The sequence below is a fragment of the Janthinobacterium sp. PLB04 genome (assembly GCF_021165895.1).
Lineage (GTDB): Bacteria > Pseudomonadota > Gammaproteobacteria > Burkholderiales > Burkholderiaceae_D > Janthinobacterium > Janthinobacterium lividum.
The window spans coordinates 6,150,878-6,168,486 of the sequence record NZ_CP088968.1; the positions used below are offsets into that span (position 1 = coordinate 6,150,878).

At 61.3% G+C, this 17,609-nt stretch carries 18 protein-coding genes; 6 read left to right on the forward strand and 12 right to left on the reverse strand.

Annotated features, from left to right (window positions below; translation table 11 throughout):
- Window positions 1–32: 32 nt before the first annotated feature.
- A complete protein-coding gene (locus tag LSO07_RS27210; protein WP_151097288.1) occupies window positions 33–917 on the reverse strand; it encodes a TauD/TfdA dioxygenase family protein in 885 nt (294 codons plus the stop codon).
- A gap of 210 nt (window positions 918–1,127) precedes the next feature.
- Here LSO07_RS27210 and LSO07_RS27215 point away from each other — a divergent pair, with 210 nt between their 5' ends.
- Complete coding sequence (locus tag LSO07_RS27215) at window positions 1,128–1,613, forward strand: tetratricopeptide repeat protein (RefSeq protein WP_151097290.1); 486 nt, start codon at window positions 1,128–1,130, stop codon at window positions 1,611–1,613.
- Between the two features lie 21 nt (window positions 1,614–1,634).
- Here the strand turns inward: LSO07_RS27215 and can are convergent, their stop codons facing one another.
- The 7 genes from can to LSO07_RS27250 form a co-directional block, all read right to left on the reverse strand.
- Window positions 1,635–2,306: a carbonate dehydratase gene (can, locus tag LSO07_RS27220; RefSeq protein WP_034788731.1), complete on the reverse strand. Its 672-nt coding sequence runs from the start codon at window positions 2,304–2,306 to the stop codon at window positions 1,635–1,637.
- Between the two features lie 136 nt (window positions 2,307–2,442).
- A complete protein-coding gene (gene dnaJ, locus LSO07_RS27225; protein WP_034745985.1) occupies window positions 2,443–3,576 on the reverse strand; it encodes a molecular chaperone DnaJ in 1,134 nt (377 codons plus the stop codon).
- 161 nt (window positions 3,577–3,737) lie between these two features.
- Window positions 3,738–5,681 (reverse strand): molecular chaperone DnaK, encoded by a 1,944-nt coding sequence (dnaK, locus tag LSO07_RS27230; protein ID WP_034745982.1) that lies wholly within the window; start codon window positions 5,679–5,681, stop codon window positions 3,738–3,740.
- Between the two features lie 91 nt (window positions 5,682–5,772).
- A complete protein-coding gene (gene grpE, locus LSO07_RS27235) occupies window positions 5,773–6,309 on the reverse strand; it encodes a nucleotide exchange factor GrpE (RefSeq protein WP_034788734.1) in 537 nt (178 codons plus the stop codon).
- A 342-nt stretch (window positions 6,310–6,651) separates the two neighbouring features.
- Window positions 6,652–7,761 carry a ferrochelatase gene (hemH, locus tag LSO07_RS27240; protein WP_151097292.1) on the reverse strand — a complete coding sequence of 370 codons (1,110 nt, stop codon included), beginning with the start codon at window positions 7,759–7,761 and terminating at the stop codon, window positions 6,652–6,654.
- A gap of 149 nt (window positions 7,762–7,910) precedes the next feature.
- On the reverse strand, window positions 7,911–9,578 hold the full coding sequence (recN, locus tag LSO07_RS27245; protein ID WP_092607376.1) for a DNA repair protein RecN: 1,668 nt from the start codon (window positions 9,576–9,578) through the stop codon (window positions 7,911–7,913).
- Between the two features lie 49 nt (window positions 9,579–9,627).
- Entirely contained in the window at window positions 9,628–10,587 is a 960-nt protein-coding gene (locus LSO07_RS27250; RefSeq protein WP_225317433.1) for an NAD kinase, read from the reverse strand.
- A gap of 256 nt (window positions 10,588–10,843) precedes the next feature.
- On the opposite strand from LSO07_RS27250, the gene LSO07_RS27255 reads away from it, so the two are divergent.
- The 4 genes from LSO07_RS27255 to gloA all read left to right on the forward strand — a co-directional run bounded on the left by LSO07_RS27255 (window position 10,844) and on the right by gloA (window position 13,533).
- On the forward strand, window positions 10,844–11,110 hold the full coding sequence (locus tag LSO07_RS27255) for a hypothetical protein (RefSeq protein WP_151097293.1): 267 nt from the start codon (window positions 10,844–10,846) through the stop codon (window positions 11,108–11,110).
- Window positions 11,111–11,161: 51 nt separating this feature from the next.
- Window positions 11,162–12,472 carry a PQQ-dependent sugar dehydrogenase gene (locus LSO07_RS27260; protein WP_151097295.1) on the forward strand — a complete coding sequence of 437 codons (1,311 nt, stop codon included), beginning with the start codon at window positions 11,162–11,164 and terminating at the stop codon, window positions 12,470–12,472.
- 106 nt (window positions 12,473–12,578) lie between these two features.
- Window positions 12,579–13,001, forward strand: coding sequence for an OsmC family protein (locus tag LSO07_RS27265; protein ID WP_034788746.1), 423 nt, complete (start codon window positions 12,579–12,581; stop codon window positions 12,999–13,001).
- A gap of 124 nt (window positions 13,002–13,125) precedes the next feature.
- Window positions 13,126–13,533: a lactoylglutathione lyase gene (gene gloA, locus LSO07_RS27270; protein ID WP_071653386.1), complete on the forward strand. Its 408-nt coding sequence runs from the start codon at window positions 13,126–13,128 to the stop codon at window positions 13,531–13,533.
- A 4-nt stretch (window positions 13,534–13,537) separates the two neighbouring features.
- Here gloA and LSO07_RS27275 read toward each other — a convergent pair whose 3' ends face one another.
- Window positions 13,538–14,443, reverse strand: a complete 906-nt coding sequence (locus tag LSO07_RS27275) for a LysR substrate-binding domain-containing protein (protein ID WP_151097297.1) — start codon at window positions 14,441–14,443, stop codon at window positions 13,538–13,540.
- Between the two features lie 91 nt (window positions 14,444–14,534).
- Between LSO07_RS27275 and LSO07_RS27280 the strand changes: the two genes are divergently transcribed.
- Window positions 14,535–15,002, forward strand: coding sequence for a DMT family transporter (locus tag LSO07_RS27280; protein WP_151097299.1), 468 nt, complete (start codon window positions 14,535–14,537; stop codon window positions 15,000–15,002).
- Window positions 15,003–15,077: 75 nt separating this feature from the next.
- Here LSO07_RS27280 and LSO07_RS27285 read toward each other — a convergent pair whose 3' ends face one another.
- The 3 genes from LSO07_RS27285 to LSO07_RS27295 form a co-directional block, all read right to left on the reverse strand.
- Window positions 15,078–16,418 carry a TolC family outer membrane protein gene (locus LSO07_RS27285; RefSeq protein ID WP_070254684.1) on the reverse strand — a complete coding sequence of 447 codons (1,341 nt, stop codon included), beginning with the start codon at window positions 16,416–16,418 and terminating at the stop codon, window positions 15,078–15,080.
- Between the two features lie 141 nt (window positions 16,419–16,559).
- Window positions 16,560–16,883, reverse strand: coding sequence for a rhodanese-like domain-containing protein (locus tag LSO07_RS27290; protein ID WP_034788759.1), 324 nt, complete (start codon window positions 16,881–16,883; stop codon window positions 16,560–16,562).
- Window positions 16,884–16,896: 13 nt separating this feature from the next.
- Window positions 16,897–17,547 (reverse strand): protein-L-isoaspartate O-methyltransferase family protein, encoded by a 651-nt coding sequence (locus LSO07_RS27295; RefSeq protein WP_034788761.1) that lies wholly within the window; start codon window positions 17,545–17,547, stop codon window positions 16,897–16,899.
- Window positions 17,548–17,609 lie beyond the last annotated feature (62 nt).

The window sequence follows — 17,609 nt, forward strand, 5'->3', positions numbered from 1 at the left end:
CACTCCTTGAGTCAGATCAACAGTCAAAAAAATCAGTACGGCGCATCGCCTTCGATGGTGGTTCGGTAGAGCTTGCGGCGCTGGTCGGGCGGACAGCCCGTCGCCAGGTGCATCAGCGAACGGTTGTCCCAGAACACCAGGTCGTGCGGCTGCCAGCGGTGTACATACAGGTGCTCCGGGCGCACGCTGTGGGCAAACAGTTCGTCGAGCAGGGCGCGGCTTTCGTCGTCGGGCAAGCCGACGATGCGCGTGGTGAAGTGTTCGCTGACGAACAGGGCGCGCCGTCCCGTTTCCGGATGCACGCGCACGACGGGATGGGTCACGGGTTTGACTTCATCGATCTGCGCCTGCGTCAGGGCGGGGCGCCATGGGTTGCGGCGGCGCAATTCTTCATACTGGCTCAGGTAGCTGTGCTCGGCACGGGCGCCGCGCACGGCGCGGCGCAGCGCGGCCGGCAAGCTTTCCCAGGCCAGGTGCATGTTGGCAAACACGGTATCGCCGCCCTCGTCCGGCAACTCTTGCGCATGCAGCATGGAGCCGAGGCTTGGCACTTCCTTGTACGACAAGTCGGAATGCCAGAAATGGCCCGCGTCGCCCAGGCCGATGGGCTGGCCGTTTTCGACGATGTTCGAGATGATCAGCACTTCCGCTTGCGTGGGCAGCTGGAACTGGCGCAGCACGTGGATTTGCAAGGGGCCGAAGCGGCGGCTGAAATCGACTTGCTGCTGCGGCGTGATGCGCTGGTCGCGGAACACCAGCACGTGATGGTCGAGGTGGGCGTGGTGCAGGCGCTGGAAATCGCCCAGCGACAGCGGCTGCGCCAGGTCCAGCCCCAGCACTTGCGCGCCTAGGGGCGCATCGAAAGTCTCGATACGGAAGTGGCTGGTGGACTGCACGGGTTTCAGGACGGCCGACATGGGAACTCGACTAGAGTCAGGGGAAGTCCACTGTATGCCGGCCAGCCTTGCTTGCAAACGAAGCATTTACTATATGGATATGCGCGGCGCGTTGCGCCAGATTGCAACACAGGCTGTCACGCATGGCACGGCAGCACCGGCTTTGCCCGGAAATGGCGCTAGCACGCAACTTGCTTATCTACCAAGCTTTAACCATCGTCCAGGAAAGCCATGCCCACCTACGCCCTGCTGCTCGCCTTGCTGTTCCCTGCTTCCATCCACGCCCAGGATAGCCTGGGTGAAAGTGATCTCAGCTACAAAGCCTATGTACACAGCGACAAGCGCATCAAGTGTTTGTACGGCTATGCGGCCGACAAGACGGGCGACCATGCGGCAGCCGTCGCCATCTTTGAAGATTGCATCCGGCGCTGGAACGATGTGTATTCGATGATTTGGCTGGCCCAGCTGTATGAAACGGGCATCGGCGTGACCAAGGACCTGGCGCAGGCGACGGCGCTGATGCGGCGCGGTGCGCATACGAACGACGATGCCGCCTATGCGCGGCTGGCGCGCTACCACTATGGCGTGGCACTGGCCGAAGGCCGGGGCACGCCGCAGGACATTCCCCAGGCCAGAACCTGGCTGCGCCAGGCGGCACAGGAGGGAGTGCGGGAGGCGGCCGACTACCTGGGCCGCCTGGAAGGCGCGGCACCTTAGCGCCGCGCCCGCATTGCTTGCTTACGCTATTGCTTCGTAGCGGGCCAGGCGGGTCGCCATGCGCGGCGCCAGCTCGTGGCCAGCCGTGACGGTCACTTCCAGGTCGTTCAGCAAGCCATCCTTCAAGCCATAGACCCAGCCATGGACGCTGAGTTCCTGGCCCCGTTCCCACGCATCTTGCACGACGGTGGTCTGGCACACGTTCAAGACTTGTTCGACCACGTTCAGTTCGCACAGGCGGTCGCCACGCTGGCGGCTCGTCAGCACGTCGCCCAGGTAGCGCTCATGTTTCTGGCCCACGTCCTGGACGTGGCGCAGCCAGTTGTCAACCAGGCCGATGCGCGTGCCCGTCATGGCCGCATGCACGCCCTTGCAGCCGTAATGGCCGACGATGATGATATGTTTGACTTTCAGCACGTCCACGGCAAATTGCAGGACGGACAGGCAATTGAGGTCGGAATGCACGACCACATTGGCGATATTACGGTGCACAAACACGTCGCCAGGCGCCATGCCCAGCAGTTCGTTGGCGGGCACGCGGCTGTCGGAACAGCCGATCCACAGGTATTCAGGCGACGTTTGCGCTTCCAGGTTCTTGAAGAAGTTCGGGTCTTTCGCCACCATCGAGTCGGCCCAGCGGCGGTTACGCTGCAGCAGTTCCGCCAGGGCCGGGCCATTTTTCTGTTCGGTCATATCGCTCCCATTGTGTGCATACGACTGAATTGGCGGCAGATCGCGCCCATAGGCCGGCGATGCGCGCACATTTCTCAGTCGTGGTGAAAAAAACGCCGGGATGTGTGAGCATCCCGGCGCATGGTATTACGTGTGCTTACTCAAAAAAATCCTTGACCTTGTCTTTCCAGGTCTTGCTTTGCGGACTGTGCTTGGCACCGCCCTCGGTCGTCGACTTTTCAAAGTCGCGCAGCAGGTCTTTCTGTTTTTCTGTCAGTTTCACCGGCGTTTCGATGGCCACGTGGCAGAACAGGTCGCCCGCGTAACCGGAGCGCACGCCCTTGATGCCCTTGCCTTTCAGGCGGAAGGTCTTGCCCGACTGGGTGCCTTCCGGGATCGTGAACGACACTTTGCCGTTCAGGGTAGGCACTTCGATTTCGCCGCCCAGTGCCGCCTTGGTGAACGAGATTGGCATTTCGCAATGCAGGTCGTCGCCTTCGCGCTGGAACACGGCGTGCGGCTTGATGTGAATTTCCACATACAGGTCGCCCGACGGACCGCCATTCGTGCCCGGTTCGCCGTTGCCGGACGAACGGATACGCATGCCGTTGTCGATACCGACTGGAATTTTCACTTCCAGGGTCTTGTTGCGCTTGATGCGACCGGCGCCGCCGCATGGCGTGCACGGGTCGGTGATGACCTTGCCGCTGCCATGGCATTTCGGGCAGGTTTGCTGGATGCTGAAGAAACCTTGCTGCATGCGCACCTGGCCGTGGCCACCGCAGGTACCGCAGGTGGTTGGCGAGGTGCCCGGCTTGGCGCCGCTGCCGTGGCAAGTGTCGCACTTGTCCCAGCTCGGCACGCGGATGGTCGTGTCGAAGCCGTGAGCAGCTTGCTCCAGTGTAATTTCCAGGTTATAGCGCAAGTCGGCGCCACGGTACACCTGTGGCCCCGCATTGCGGCTGCGTCCACCGCCACCGCCAAAGATGTCGCCGAAGATATCGCCGAAGCTGTCGGCAAAGCCGCCAGCACCGCCGCCGAAGCCGCCACCGCCGCCCATGTTCGGGTCCACGCCGGCGTGACCATAGCGGTCATACGCATCGCGCTTTTCCGGATTGGTCAGCATCTCGTAGGCTTCTTTGACTTCCTTAAACTTTTCTTCCGATTCCTTGCTATCCGGATTGCGGTCCGGATGGTATTTCATCGCCAGTTTACGGTAAGACTTTTTGATCTCTTCTTCCGAAGCATTTTTTGCGACACCGAGTGTCTCGTAAAAATCACGCTTTGCCATGTTGTCGGCACCTTGCAGTCTATCTACTGATGTAAAAATTACACGAAAAAGCCGAGTCGAGTGCTGCACTGGGCAACGACTCGGCTCGGCCGGTCTTCGCGGCTAATCCCGCGATGTAGCGTTCAGCCCGGCTGCCCCCAGTTCATGGGAGCGCAAGACAATTACTTGCTGTCTTTGACTTCTTTGAAGTCAGCGTCAACAACGTCGTCTTGCTTGGCGCCTGCGTCCGATGCGCCAGCAGCTTGCTGTGCACCTTCCGCGCCGCCGGCAGCTTGCTGCGCTTGCATGTCGGCATACATTTTTTCGCCCAGTTTCTGCGATGCGCTCGACAGTGCTTCCACCTTGGCGTCGATCTCAGCCTTGTCGCCCGCCTTGATGCTTGCTTCCAGGTCGGTGATCGCCGCTTCGATCTTCTCTTTCTCGCCCGCATCCAGCTTGTCGCCGTATTCGGTCAAGGATTTCCGGGTCGAGTGTACCAGAGCATCGGCCTGGTTGCGCGACTCGGCCAATTCTTTGACCTTCTTGTCTTCTTCCGCGTTCAACTCGGCGTCTTTCACCATCTTCTGGATTTCAGCCTCGGTCAAGCCGGAATTGGCCTTGATCGTGATCTTGTTTTCCTTGCCGGTGGCCTTGTCTTTCGCGCCGACATGCAAGATGCCGTTGGCGTCGATGTCGAAGGTCACTTCGATCTGTGGCGTGCCGCGCGATGCTGGCGGGATGCCTTCCAGATTGAATTCGCCCAGACCCTTGTTGCCGGCGGCGATTTCACGCTCACCCTGGAAGACCTTGATGGTCACCGCAGGCTGGTTGTCGTCGGCCGTCGAGAAGACTTGGCTGAACTTGGTCGGAATCGTCGTGTTTTTGTGGATCATCTTGGTCATCACGCCGCCCAGGGTTTCGATACCCAGGGACAGAGGAGTAACGTCCAGCAACAGCAAGTCCTTGCGTTCGCCCGACAGGACCGAACCTTGAATCGCTGCGCCCACGGCGACGGCTTCGTCCGGGTTCACGTCCTTGCGTGGATCCTTGCCGAAGAATTCCTTCACTTTTTCCTGCACCTTCGGCATACGCGTCATACCGCCGACCAGGATGATGTCATCGATGTCCGACACTTTCACGCCAGCATCTTTGATAGCGATGCGGCATGGTTCCATCGTGGCCGTGATCAGCTCTTCCACCAGCGATTCCAGCTTGGCGCGGGTCATCTTCAGGTTCAAGTGGACCGGTGCGCCGTTCGCCATGGCGATGTACGGCTCGTTGATCTCGGTTTGCTGCGACGACGACAATTCGATCTTCGCGCGCTCGGCCGAAGCCTTGATGCGCTGCAGGGCGATCGGATCTTTTTTCAGGTCGATGCCGTTGATCTTCTTGAACTCGTCGATGATGTAATCGATGACGCGTTGGTCGAAGTCTTCGCCGCCCAGGAAGGTGTCGCCGTTGGTCGACAGCACTTCAAATTGTTTCTCGCCATCAACATCTGCGATTTCGATGATCGACACGTCGAACGTACCGCCACCCAAGTCATACACGGCGATTTTACGGTCGCCTTTTTCGGTCTTGTCCAGGCCGAATGCCAGCGCTGCCGCGGTTGGCTCGTTGATGATGCGCTTGACGTCCAGGCCAGCGATACGGCCGGCATCCTTGGTGGCTTGACGCTGCGAGTCGTTGAAGTACGCAGGCACGGTGATGACGGCTTCGGTGACTTCTTCACCGAGGTAGTCTTCTGCCGTTTTCTTCATCTTGCGCAGGACTTCAGCCGAAATTTGCGGCGGCGCCAGTTTTTTGTCGCGTACGCCGATCCATGCATCGCCGTTGTCGGCTTTCATGATTTGGTACGGCATCAGCGCGATGTCTTTTTGAACTTCTTTTTCGTCGAACTTGCGACCGATCAGACGCTTGACTGCGTACAGCGTGTTTTTCGGATTGGTCACGGCCTGGCGTTTCGCTGGCGCGCCGACGAGAATTTCGCCATCTTCTTGATAAGCAATAATCGACGGCGTCGTGCGTGCGCCTTCAGCGTTTTCGATTACCTTTGGTTGACCGTTTTCCATGATGGAAACGCAGGAATTCGTGGTTCCCAGATCGATACCGATAATTCTACCCATGATTTATTTCCTTTTATTTGCTAGATTTCAGATGGTTCTTATATGTGGCAAAGCGGCATGGTTTCAAGGCTTGCTTGATGCCGCCCTCTGATTATTTTGCTTGCGCGGTCGTGACAATGGCTGGACGCAGCAGGCGGTCCGCAATCATATAGCCCTTTTGCAGGACTGACACGATGGTATTGGCTTCCTGCTCTGCTGGCACCACGGCAACAGCCTGGTGTTTCATCGGATCGAGCTTCTCGCCCTGCACTGGCAACACTTCCACCAGGCGGTTGCGCTCGAACGCGGCGTTCAGTTGCTTCAGGGTCATCTCGACGCCTTCTTTCAGCGATTCGATGGTCGGTGCTTCCACCGTCAGCGCCGTTTCCAGGCTGTCTTTCACCGGCACCATGGCTTCGGCAAAGCTTTCCACTGCGAATTTATGCGCTTTAGCAACATCTTCCTGCGCGCGGCGGCGGATATTTTCACCATCGGCCTTGGCGCGCATGAAGGCATCGTGCATCTCTGCAAGACGCGCTTCGGTACTCGCCAGCTGCTCTTCCAAAGTAGGCTCTGCGGGAGTCGATGGGGCAGTCGCCGCGGCGTCCGCTTGCGGATTAGGTACAGCTTGGTTTTCCTGATCTTGCATCTGAAAAGCTCCTACAATCAATGACTTAAATGAGTTAGTCTAACTATCTTTACAACACTAACGGGCAGATGGGGCTATATCCTATTGTTTCAAGGGGTATCCGTGGCAAAACCAGGATTACAGCGATCCATGTTACAGCTTATTACAAAACGCTACCCATTTCGGCCAGCGATGCGTGCGCCCGCCCCTTGATTTTCCAGGCTTCCCATGGCAAAGCGGGCATTCTACCAGCCCCGCCGCGGCCATCGCCACTGGCGGTGTTGCTATTTGGAAAGCCCCTTGGCCGCGCCAGACATGACAAAGCCGCGCAAGCGCGGCTTTTAGATGGCGAAAAAGCAGTTGTCAGTTGGTCGCGCCCAGCGCCAGTGCCGCCGTGCGCGCCTGCTCGCCCGCTTTCTTGTCCGCTTCGCGCTGCGGTACCGTCTTCATCGTCGGCCAGCCAATCATGTGCTGTTCCGCAATTTCCGCCATGCCTGCGATCCAGGCGGGTGTTTCGTTCAAGCAAGCGATGTAATGAAACTGCTGGCCGCCGGCCGTTTCAAAATCATGCTTGGCTTCCATGGCGATCTCTTCCAGCGTTTCCAGGCAATCGCTGGTAAAGCCGGGACACAGCAGGTCGACGCGCTTGACGCCCTGTTGCGCCAGCGCCACGAGAGTGGGCGCCGTGTACGGCTGCAGCCACTCGGCTTTGCCAAAGCGCGACTGGAAAGTCACCACGTATTGCTCTTTACTTAACTTCAACTTTTCCGCCAGCAGGCGTGCCGTTTTCAGGCATTGGCAGTGGTAGGGATCGCCCAGCAGCAGGGTGCGCTTGGGCACGCCATGAAAACTCATCACCAGTTTTTCCGGACGGCCATGCGCTTCCCAGTGGTTCAGCACGGAGTCGCGCAAGGCGTCGATATACGTGTCGTGCTCGTGATACTGCTTGATAAAGCGCAATTCCGGCACATTGCGCACGTGGGCGTAATGGGCAAACACGGCGTCGTAGATGGAACCCGTCGTCGTGCCCGAGTATTGCGGATAGGCAGGCAGGATGGCGATGCGCTCGCAGCCTTCGCTTTTCAGCCTGGCCAGCACCTCGGGCAAGGAAGGCGAACCGTAGCGCATGGCCATGGCCACCGTCACGCCGTCGTGACCCCGCTCGGCCAGGGCGCCGGCCAGCAACTTGGCTTGCTTTTGCGTGTGCACTTTCAGGGGCGAACCTTCGCGCGTCCAGATCGACGCGTATTTCTTGGCCGACTGGCCGGAGCGGAAGGGCAAAATGATCAGGTTCAAAATGAACCACCAGACGATGCGGGGAATCTCCACCACGCGGGGATCCGACAAAAATTGCTTCAGGTAGCGCCGCACGGCCGACGACGTCGGCGCATCGGGCGTGCCCAGGTTGACCAGCACCACGGCGCTGCGGTCGATGCTGCCATGCGTGTACGGAGGTTCTGTTTGAAATGACATGAAGGCTCTTCGAAGGCGTTGGATGGATAGCCAGTTATTATAGTTGCATTGAGTTAATAGCGAGGCACTGGGGTCAGACCCTCAATGCCGCTAACGCCAAGCTCAGCGCTAACGCATCCGGGGGTCTGACCCCGGATTTAAGCCTGCGTCTAAATCGCCAGCAACTCGCGTGCATGCTTGCGCGTGGTGGCCGTGATTTCCAGGCCGCCCAGCATGCGCGCCACTTCCTCCACCCTGGCCTTGGCGTCGAGCATGTCGATGCGCGATGCCGTCTTGCCATTGTCCAGGGTGCTTTTTGCCACCTGGAAATGCTGATTCGCCTGGCTGGCCACTTGCGGCAAGTGGGTCACGCACAGCACTTGGCGTCCCTGCCCCAGGCGTTTCAACAGGCGGCCCACGACTTCGGCGACGGCGCCGCCGATGCCGCTGTCGACCTCGTCGAAGATCAGGGTCGGCGTGGTGGTGGCGTGCGAGGTGATGACGGAGATGGCCAGCGCGATGCGCGCCAGTTCGCCACCGGACGCGACTTTCGCCAGCGAGCGGGGCGCCGTGCCCGCATGACCGGCGACGAGAAACTCGACCTGTTCGAGCCCGTGGGCGGCCGGCTCGCACGGGTGCAGGGCGATTTCAAAGCTGCCGCCCGTCATGCTCAATTCCTGCATGGCACGCGTGACGGCGTGCCCCAGTTCCAGGGCGGCGGCGCGGCGCGTGTCGGACAAGCGCTCGGCCACGCTGCGGTACTCGGCCTCGATCTTCGCTTCCTGCCGCAGCAAGCCTTCGATGTCGGAAGCGTCGGCCAGGTGCTGCAGCTTTTCCGACAGCTTCGCGTGTTCCTCGGGTAATTCTTCCGGTGTGACGCGGAATTTGCGGGCCGTGCTGTGCATGGCTTCCATGCGCGCGTCGAGCTGGTGCAGGCGCTCCGGATCCAGCTCGACCCGGTCCAGGTAATTGTTCAGCGCGTACACGGATTCCTGCAACTGGATGCGCGACGATTCGATCAGGTCGACAATCGGCTGCAATTCCGCGTCGACGGAGACGAGCTTGCCCAGCTTCTGGTTCAGGGCCGACAGTTGCGACACGATCGGGTGGTCTTCCGACTCGGAAATAGTCGACAGGGCTTCCTGCGCCCCTTCCAGCAGGCTGGCCGCATGCGACAGGCGGCTGTGCTCGTTCGTGATGTCCGTCCATTCACCGGGCTTGGCGGCCAGCTTTTCCAGTTCTCCCACTTGCCATTCCAGGCGTTCGCGCTCGTACAGCACGTTGGCGGCGTTGGTTTCGAATTCTTCGCGCTGGCGCACGAGGGCGCGCCAGCGCTTGTGCAGGGCCGCCACTTGCCGCGCATCCTGTTCCGCGCCCGCTTCGCGCGCCGTCGCCTGGCCATCGAGCAAGGCGCGCTGCGCTTCGCTTTTCAGCAGGGACTGGTGCGCGTGCTGGCCGTGGATGTCGACCAGCATGTCGCCCAGTTCGCGCAGCTGCGCGGCCGTAGCGGGGATGCCGTTGATATACGCCTTCGAGCGGCCCGCATTGTCTATCACGCGGCGCAACAGGGCGCCGCCATCGTCGTTGGCGAATTCATGCGCCACCAGCCAGGCCTGCGCCACTTCGCTGACGGAGAAATCGGCCGTGATGTCGGCCTTGGCCGCGCCTTCACGCACCACGCTGGCGTCGCCGCGCCCGCCCAGCGCCAGGGTCAGCGCATCGATGAGGATGGACTTGCCGGCGCCCGTCTCGCCCGTCAGCACGCTGAAGCCGGCGGAAAATTCCAGTTCAATGGTATCGACAATGACAAAATCGCGGATGGACAGTGTATGGAGCATGGCTTCTGTGGTTAGGCGGCGCACCGCGGGTTGACGTAGAGAAAACTAGTTAGCTGAGCTTGCCCTCGCCCGACGGGTACTCATTCCAGTGCAACTTTTCACGCAGGGTGTTGTAGTAACTCCACCCTTCCGGATGCAGGAAGGTAATCGTATGCGGCGAACGGCGGATGAGGATGCGGTCTTGCTGCACCAGGCTGGCAAAGGTCTGCATGTCGAAATTGACGCTGATATCGCGCCCGCGCACGATTTCCACGACGATCTGGCTGGAGTCGGGCAGGACGATGGGGCGGTTCGACAACGCATGCGGGGCGATCGGCACGAGCACGATGCCGCCCAGGGTCGGGTGCAGCAATGGGCCGCCGGCCGACAGCGAATACGCGGTCGAGCCCGTGGGCGTGGAAATGATCAAGCCATCCGAACGCTGGTTGTACATGAAGTGGCCATCGACCTCGACGCGCAATTCGGCCATGCCGGCACCGGCGCCGCGCGAGACGACGACATCGTTGACGGCCATGCCCACGTGAATCGACTCACCGTCGCGCAGCACGCTGCCTTCAAGCAAGGTACGGCGTTCGGCCTTGAAGCGGCCACCGAGAATTTGCGCCAGCACGGGCAGCATGCGCTCGAGCGGGATATCGGTCATGAAACCCAAGCGTCCTTGATTGATGCCGATCAAGGGTACGTCGAATGGCGCCAGCTGGCGCGCAATGCCCAGCATGGTGCCGTCGCCACCCATGACGATGGCGCAATCGGCGGCGGCGCCGATCTCGGCCGGCGACATGGCGCGCACGCCGGGAAACGCCAGGTTCAGATGCGCGGCCGTCTCCGCCTCAAAGACCACCGTGTGGCCCAGCACTTGCAGGAAATCGACGATGCTTTTCACGGGTTCGGCAATGCCATCCGTATTCTGGCGCACGACCAGGGCGATGGTCTTGGCGCCCAGGTTGAAGCGTTCGCCCGGGGCTGGCGAGTGCGCGGCTGGCTGTTCGGCGGGTGTATCGACGGGCATAAGAGTCTCGGTAGTAAATTCGGTGGCAAACCGCCCCAGAATGTCGCGTCGCACGCCGGCATCGCATGATACTGTATATATGCACAGTATAGTGCGGCTGCCGTGTGCCCGCAAGGGGCGTTCTTGGTGTTGCACGCAGTGTAGCGCAGAAAAAGATTCATCCATGCGTGCGCCAGCGCTCCCTGCATGGACAAATCCGCTTGCAGGCGGCCTGGCGCGGCGGGACACTGGTTTCACTTTACTGCCAGGAGGCCATATGCATACCCCACCAAGTGAACGCAAGATCAATACCGATGAAAAGGTCAAGAATGACGGCGTCGACCGCCTGCCGCACGAGCGTGACGAGTCCCCCGATGCGCAAAACGCAGGCCCGCGCAAAATCATGCAACAGGCGGCCAGCGACCTGGAACAGGGCCTGGTCGATACGGATCGGCGCGCCCAGCCCGGCGTGGAAAAGGTCAAGCCGGCCGAACCGAAACAGGCCCGTCCCGACGCGCAGCTGGAACCAAAGAAGGCGCGCTGACTCCAACTGTCACGCGCCGCTGCCCGCATTGCTAGTGTTATGGAGTACGCCATGCACCGTTATGTCTGTTCATTCTTGGTGGCCGCTGCCTGCGGCACCACGGTCGCCCACGCCCAGGCGCCCGCCATGCCCGTGGGCTTTGGCCCGCAACCCGCCCTGCCTGCGCCTGACAAGCAACTGATTCCCACCGTCAACGTAGCGCCCGTGCAGCGCTGGACGGCCGCACAGCGCCCCGTGGTCGCGGCCGGCCTGGCCATCCATGCATATGCGCGCGACCTCGACCATCCGCGATGGCTGTACGTGCTGCCGAATGGCGACGTGCTGGTGGCGGAAACGAATGCGCCGCCGAAACCGGACGACAGCAAGGGCATCAAGGGCGCCATCATGCAGATGCAGATGAAAAAAGCGGGCGCGGCCACGCCCAGCGCCAACCGCATCACCCTGCTGCGCGGCACGGATGGCAACGGCGTGGCGCAGACGCGCAGCGTGTTTCTGCAAGGCTTGCATTCGCCATTTGGCATGGCCCTGGTGGGCAACGATCTGTATGTCGCGAATGCCGATGCCTTGATGCGTTTTCCTTATAAGGAAGGCCAGACGGCCATCACGGCGCCAGGCGTCAAGGTGATGGATTTGCCAGGTGGCCCCATCAATCACCACTGGACCAAGAACATCGTCGCCAGCGCCGACGGCAAATTTCTCTATGTATCCGTCGGTTCGAACAGCAATGTGGGCGAGAACGGCATGGCGGCCGAAGATGGCCGCGCCGCGATCTGGCAAGTCACGCGCGCCACGGGCAAGGCACGCGTGTATGCGACGGGCTTGCGCAATCCGAACGGCATGGCCTGGCAACCCAAAACGGGCGCCCTCTGGACGGCCGTCAATGAACGCGACGAGCTGGGCAACGATCTGGTGCCCGATTACATGACGTCCGTCAAGGACGGAGGTTTCTATGGCTGGCCCTACAGTTATTTCGGCCAGCACGTCGATGCGCGGGTCAAGCCGCCGCGCCCCGAACTGGTGGCCACCGCCATCGCGCCCGACTACGCGCTGGGCGCACACACGGCTTCGCTGGGACTGGCGTTCTATGACGGCGCCTTGCTGCCGGAACGCTACCGGGGCGGTGCCTTCATCGGCCAGCACGGCTCGTGGAACCGCAAGCCCTTCAGCGGCTACAAAGTCATTTATGTGCCATTCGCCAACGGCGTGCCCAGCGGCCCGCCGCAGGACGTCATCGCCGGTTTCCTCGACAGCAATGGCAAGGCGCAGGGGCGCCCCGTCGGCGTGGCGGTCGACAAGGCGGGCGCGCTGCTGGTGGCGGACGACGTGGGCAATGTCATCTGGCGCGTGACGCCGGCGCCGTGAGCGGCCCTGCCCCGTGCCGCGCATGCGCCCCCTGTGTGACGCAACGAACGGAAGCGCCAAGCCCTGGCGCGCATGATGGACGCTCGAACCACGCAAGGAGTACATCATGAAAAAAACAGGATCAGCCGTCTGGAGTGGCGGCCTTAAGGATGGCAAAGGGTTTATTTCCACCCAAAGCGGCGCGCTCGACAATGTGGCATATGGCTTCAACACACGCTTTGAAGACGGTCCCGGCAGCAATCCGGAAGAACTGATCGGCGCGGCCCATGCGGCCTGCTTCACCATGGCCCTGTCCGGTCAACTGGGCGAAGCGGGCTTGCGTGCCACGGCACTGAAAACCACGGCCGATGTCAGCCTGGAAAAAATCGATGGCAGCTATGCCATCACGGCCGTGCACCTGACCCTGGTGGCCAGCATTCCCGGCGCCACGGAAGAAGCGTTCCAGGATGCGGCCCTGCGCGCCAAGCTCGGCTGCCCCGTGTCCAAGTTGCTGGCCACGGAAATCACGCTGGATGCCCATCTGGAGTAAATCCAGCGGCACTAACGTCACCGTCCCCAGCTGTCCTGCACCAGGACAGCTGGGGCGGTCTCGGCAAGAAAGCCGTAAAACGCATAAAATCCTGCCATTCCCCTATCATCATCAAGGATTTACGATGCGTATTTTGCACACCATGTTACGGGTCGGCGACCTGCAGCGCTCCATCGATTTTTACACCAAGGTCCTGGGCATGACATTGCTGCGCACCAGCGACAACCCGGAATATCAGTACACGCTGGCCTTCGTCGGCTATGGCTCGAATCCCGACCACGCGGAACTGGAACTGACGTATAACTATGGCACCACCAGCTATGAGCTGGGCACGGCCTACGGCCACATCGCCATCTCGGCTGACGACATCGTCGCCGCGTGCGACGCGGCACGCGCAAATGGCGGCAACGTCACGCGCGAACCGGGTCCCGTGAAAGGTGGCAACACGGTCATCGCCTTCATCACCGACCCGGACGGCTACAAGATCGAATTGATCGAGCGCAAGTTCGACGGCCAGGGCGGCGGCCTGTAATACCTCAGCCTGGCTCAGCGGCCTGTGCAATGGCTGCGCGCAGCCAGGCGATGCCCGCATCGCCGTCCGTGCGGCGGTGCCGTATCACTTCAAACGCAAACGGCGCGATGGTAAATGGCGCAGCGTACTGCGCCAGCCCTTGCGCCGCGCTGCCCTGCAAGGCGCGCCGCGCCACCGTCAGGATCAAGTCCGTTCCCATCACGACGTCCGGTGCGACCGTCCAGTACGGCACACGCACGGCGATGCGGCGCGTCTGTCCCAGTTGCGCCAGGGCCGCGTCGACTTCGGCCGCCATGCCGCCCTCGCTGGATGCCACCAGCACGTGCGGGCGCGCCAGGTAGGTTTCCAAGCTCAGCATTTCACCGGCCGCCAGGCTGGCCGGATCGAGCGCGCACACGAACGTTTCCTCGAATAAGGTTTCTCTATGGAGCTGCTCGGGCAGTTGCGGGAACACACCGAGCGCCAGGTCGATCTCGCCATCCTGCACGCCAGCGATCACGGCCGGACGGCTGGCGTAACTGATGGCCAGGTCGATGCCGGGCGCGTCCACGCGCAAGCGGCGCAACAGGCGGGGTAGGATCAACGCCGCGCCGTAATCCGACATGGCCAGGCGAAACACGCGCTGCGCCGTGACCGCCTCGAAGACGGCACCGCCCAGCACCGAGCGCACGCTTTGCAAGGCTTCGGCCAGTGGCCGCGCCAATTCCAAAGCCCGCGCCGTCGGCTGGAAGCCGCCCTTGCCGCGCAGCAGCAGCGGATCGCCGAGCAGGTGGCGCAAGCGGGCCAGCGCATGGCTGACGGCAGGCTGGCTCATGTGCAAGCGTTCGGCTGCGCGCGACAAATGGCGCTCGCTGAGCAGCGCATCCAGGATCACCAGCAAGTTCAAATCGACGGCGCGCAAATTATTCATTTGGTGCATAGTTGGATGACAAACTACGAATTGGATTTAATCATCACAGCATAATACGATGCCCCCATCAACTCAACTGTGGGAGTCGCACATGCATGCATGGATTACCGTATTTGCCCCGCTGGCCATGCTGGCCGGCGCCGTCGTCCCCTTCCAGGCGGGCGCGAATGCCGCGCTGGGCCGCAACCTGGGCCACCCGCTGTGGGCCACCCTCGCCTCGCTGGCCGTCAGCGCAGTGCTCGCTTCGCTCGTGATGCTGGTCTGGCGGGTGCCGGCGCCCGATGTCAGTCTCGCCATGCGCGGGCCGGGCTGGTCCTGGCTGGGCGGCGCGGCCGGCGTGTTCTATATTACGGCCGCGCTGATGCTGGCGCCACGCATGGGGTCCGGCCCCTTCATGGCGGCCGTCATCGGCGGGCAAATGCTGGCCGCGCTGGCCATCGACCGCTACGGCTTGCTGGGCTTTGCCGTCAAGCATATTTCGCCGCTGCACTGGGCCGGTGCGGGGCTGGTGGTGGCCGGCGTGATCGTGACGCAAGTCGCCAATACCCGCACCGTGTGAAAGCACGTCAAGACGAAAAAAAACCAGCGCCGCTGCCGGTGCTGGTTTTATTTGAAGTTGACAGCAAGACCGCGCTTACTTGTCGAGCAAGGCATTCACCGGCATCAAATCCGTTTCCTTCAGGGTGCCGGCTGCTGCCTTCAGGCGCAAGCCGTTCATGATGGTGTCGTAGCGGGCTTTCGACAGATCTTTTTGTGTCGAGAACAATTGTTTCTGCGCATTCAAGACGTCGATATTGATGCGCACGCCCACTTGATAGCCGAGCTGGTTCGACTCCAGCGCCGACTTGCTCGACACTTCCGCCGCTTCCAGCGCCTTGACTTGCGCCAGGCCGCTATTAACGCCGAGGAAAGCCTGGCGCGCGCCTTGCGATGCCGTGCGGCGTGCCGTTTCCAGGTCGTTGCGGGCCTTGTTTTCCAGCGCGATCGATTCGCGCACCTTGCTGGTGACAGCAAAGCCGCTGAAGATCGGGATGCTCCACTGCACGCCGATGGCATTGTTGTTATTGCCGCTGCCATTGCCGCCACCGGAAGTGTAGCTATGGCCCGTGTTGGCGATCAGGTCCAGGGTCGGGTAGTGGCCGGCGCGGTTGCGGCCGATGTCGCGCTTGGCCGATTCCACGTTGAACTGGGCCGTGACGACGCCATAGTTCTGCTCTTCGGCGGATGATACCCACGGCTCGACGGCAGCCGGTTCCGGCGCGCTGATGACCACGCCCGTGCGCATCGGCGCCAGATTCGTTGGCGCCTCGCCGATGATGGTTTGCAAGGCGCTGCGCTTGTTGGCCAGGTCATTGATGGCAGCAAACTCCTGCGCCACCACCAGATCGTAGGCCGCCTGCGCTTCGTGCGTGTCGGTAATCGTTTGCGTGCCGACTTCGAAGTTGCGCTTGGCCGATGCCAGCTGCTCCGTCGTGGCGACCTTTTGCGCCTGCGTGGCGCCCAGGTTGTCCTGCGCGCTCAGCACGTCGAAATACGCCTGCGCCACGCGGGTGATCAGGTCTTGCTGGACTTGCGCAAATTGCGCTTCCGCAATCGCTTGCGCCAGCTTGCTTTGCTGATAGGTTTCCCAGCGGTCCCAGCGGAACAGCGGCTGCGCCAGGGTCAGGTTGTAGCTGTTCGTGCGCACGTTCACGGATGGCGAAGTGATCTTGTTGCCGCCATTGTTCTGGACGATCTGTTCCTGATTGCCGCGCGTATTGCTGCCCGAGGCGGAGATTTGCGGCAGCAAGCCTGCCAGCCCCTGCGGAACCCGCTCCATCCCGGCCGACAGGGCCGCCCGCGCGCTCGCATACTGCGCGTCATTGGCCAGCGCCTGCTGGTACACCTGGATGAGATCGGCCGCCTGCGCTTGCAGCGAGTATGTCATCGAGACAAAGGCGCTGGTCATCAGCACGGCGATAAGGGGTTTCCGCATTGCATTTCTCCGTTGGAGTCGTCAAAAGTTGATGGAATCAAAAATCTGCTACCGCTTGCCTTGCGCCCGCCGGGTGAGCGGGGTACAGGCCTCCGCAGGCATGCAGGAAAACATGCCTGGGTGCATCTACTGCAAAATAACTTAGTATTTAGGCATCGCGCTGTCGACTTGCAGCGCCCAGGCATGCACGCCGCCCGTCAAATTACTGATCTTGCCAAAACCATTGCGCTCCAGGAAGGCCGCCACTTGCATGCTGCGCATGCCGTGATGGCAGATGCAGACGATCTCGGCGTCTTCATCGAGGTCATCGATGCGCGCAGGAATGGAGTTCATCTGCATCAGGGTGGCACCGTCGAGGTGGCACAGGTCGAACTCCCACTGTTCCCGCACATCCAGCAAAAACGGACGCGGGCGGGAAGGGTCAGCCAGCCAGGCGGCCAGCTGCGGTGCACTCAAATGCTCCATCGAATCGGTCGCCTTAGAACTGGAAATGCGACGGTGCCACGGCTTGCAGCGGCGTGACATTGGTTTCAAACAGCTTGCGCGTGTCGTAAGCCTTGTCCGAGCTGCGCGTGATCAGGTGGGCCGACATGATCGGCGCTTCCCCGATGATGGCCAGGATGCGGCCGCCGACTTTCACTTGTTGCAACAGTGCTTCCGGCAACACTGCCAGGGCGCCGGACACGACGATCACGTCATACGGTGCGCCCTTGCTCCAGCCTTGCGCGCCATCGCCCAGTTCCACGGTGACGTTCGTCACGCCGTTGGCGGCCAGGGTCTGTTCGGCCAGGGTTTTCAATTGGGGAACGATTTCCACGCTCGTCACATGACGCGCCTTGTGCGCCAGCAAAGCCGCCATGTAGCCGCTGCCGGTGCCGATCTCCAGTACATTTTCATGCTTTTTGACGGCTACGTCTTGCAAAATGCGCGCTTCCAGCTTCGGCGTCAACATGCATTCGCCGCCGCCCAGTGGGATTTCGGTATCGACGAAGGCCAGGTTTTTATAGGCGGCCGGCACGAAATCTTCACGCTTGACCACATTCAACAGCTCCAATACGTCGATATCCAGTACGTCCCATGGACGGATCTGCTGTTCGATCATATTGAAGCGGGCTTGTTCGATATTCATCTTTGGACTCGGTAAGTGAAGTAATAATCCGCCATTTTATCGTTGAACTGGCTGAAAGCACA

Excerpts from the sequence above, each read along its gene's own strand:
- LSO07_RS27295 (WP_034788761.1), bottom strand. The coding sequence starts at position 17,547 with ATGAATATCGAACAAGCCCGCTTCAATATGATCGAACAGCAGATCCGT.
- LSO07_RS27255 (WP_151097293.1), top strand. The coding sequence starts at position 10,844 with ATGCATACCCCACCAAGTGAACGCAAGATCAATACCGATGAAAAGGTC.
- LSO07_RS27260 (WP_151097295.1), top strand. The coding sequence starts at position 11,162 with ATGCACCGTTATGTCTGTTCATTCTTGGTGGCCGCTGCCTGCGGCACC.
- dnaK (WP_034745982.1), bottom strand. The coding sequence starts at position 5,681 with ATGGGTAGAATTATCGGTATCGATCTGGGAACCACGAATTCCTGCGTT.
- grpE (WP_034788734.1), bottom strand. The coding sequence starts at position 6,309 with ATGCAAGATCAGGAAAACCAAGCTGTACCTAATCCGCAAGCGGACGCC.
- LSO07_RS27285 (WP_070254684.1), bottom strand. The coding sequence starts at position 16,418 with ATGCGGAAACCCCTTATCGCCGTGCTGATGACCAGCGCCTTTGTCTCG.
- LSO07_RS27215 (WP_151097290.1), top strand. The coding sequence starts at position 1,128 with ATGCCCACCTACGCCCTGCTGCTCGCCTTGCTGTTCCCTGCTTCCATC.
- LSO07_RS27280 (WP_151097299.1), top strand. The coding sequence starts at position 14,535 with ATGCATGCATGGATTACCGTATTTGCCCCGCTGGCCATGCTGGCCGGC.
- recN (WP_092607376.1), bottom strand. The coding sequence starts at position 9,578 with ATGCTCCATACACTGTCCATCCGCGATTTTGTCATTGTCGATACCATT.
- hemH (WP_151097292.1), bottom strand. The coding sequence starts at position 7,761 with ATGTCATTTCAAACAGAACCTCCGTACACGCATGGCAGCATCGACCGC.
- dnaJ (WP_034745985.1), bottom strand. The coding sequence starts at position 3,576 with ATGGCAAAGCGTGATTTTTACGAGACACTCGGTGTCGCAAAAAATGCT.
- LSO07_RS27210 (WP_151097288.1), bottom strand. The coding sequence starts at position 917 with ATGTCGGCCGTCCTGAAACCCGTGCAGTCCACCAGCCACTTCCGTATC.
- LSO07_RS27265 (WP_034788746.1), top strand. The coding sequence starts at position 12,579 with ATGAAAAAAACAGGATCAGCCGTCTGGAGTGGCGGCCTTAAGGATGGC.
- can (WP_034788731.1), bottom strand. The coding sequence starts at position 2,306 with ATGACCGAACAGAAAAATGGCCCGGCCCTGGCGGAACTGCTGCAGCGT.
- gloA (WP_071653386.1), top strand. The coding sequence starts at position 13,126 with ATGCGTATTTTGCACACCATGTTACGGGTCGGCGACCTGCAGCGCTCC.
- LSO07_RS27250 (WP_225317433.1), bottom strand. The coding sequence starts at position 10,587 with ATGCCCGTCGATACACCCGCCGAACAGCCAGCCGCGCACTCGCCAGCC.
- LSO07_RS27290 (WP_034788759.1), bottom strand. The coding sequence starts at position 16,883 with ATGGAGCATTTGAGTGCACCGCAGCTGGCCGCCTGGCTGGCTGACCCT.
- LSO07_RS27275 (WP_151097297.1), bottom strand. The coding sequence starts at position 14,443 with ATGAATAATTTGCGCGCCGTCGATTTGAACTTGCTGGTGATCCTGGAT.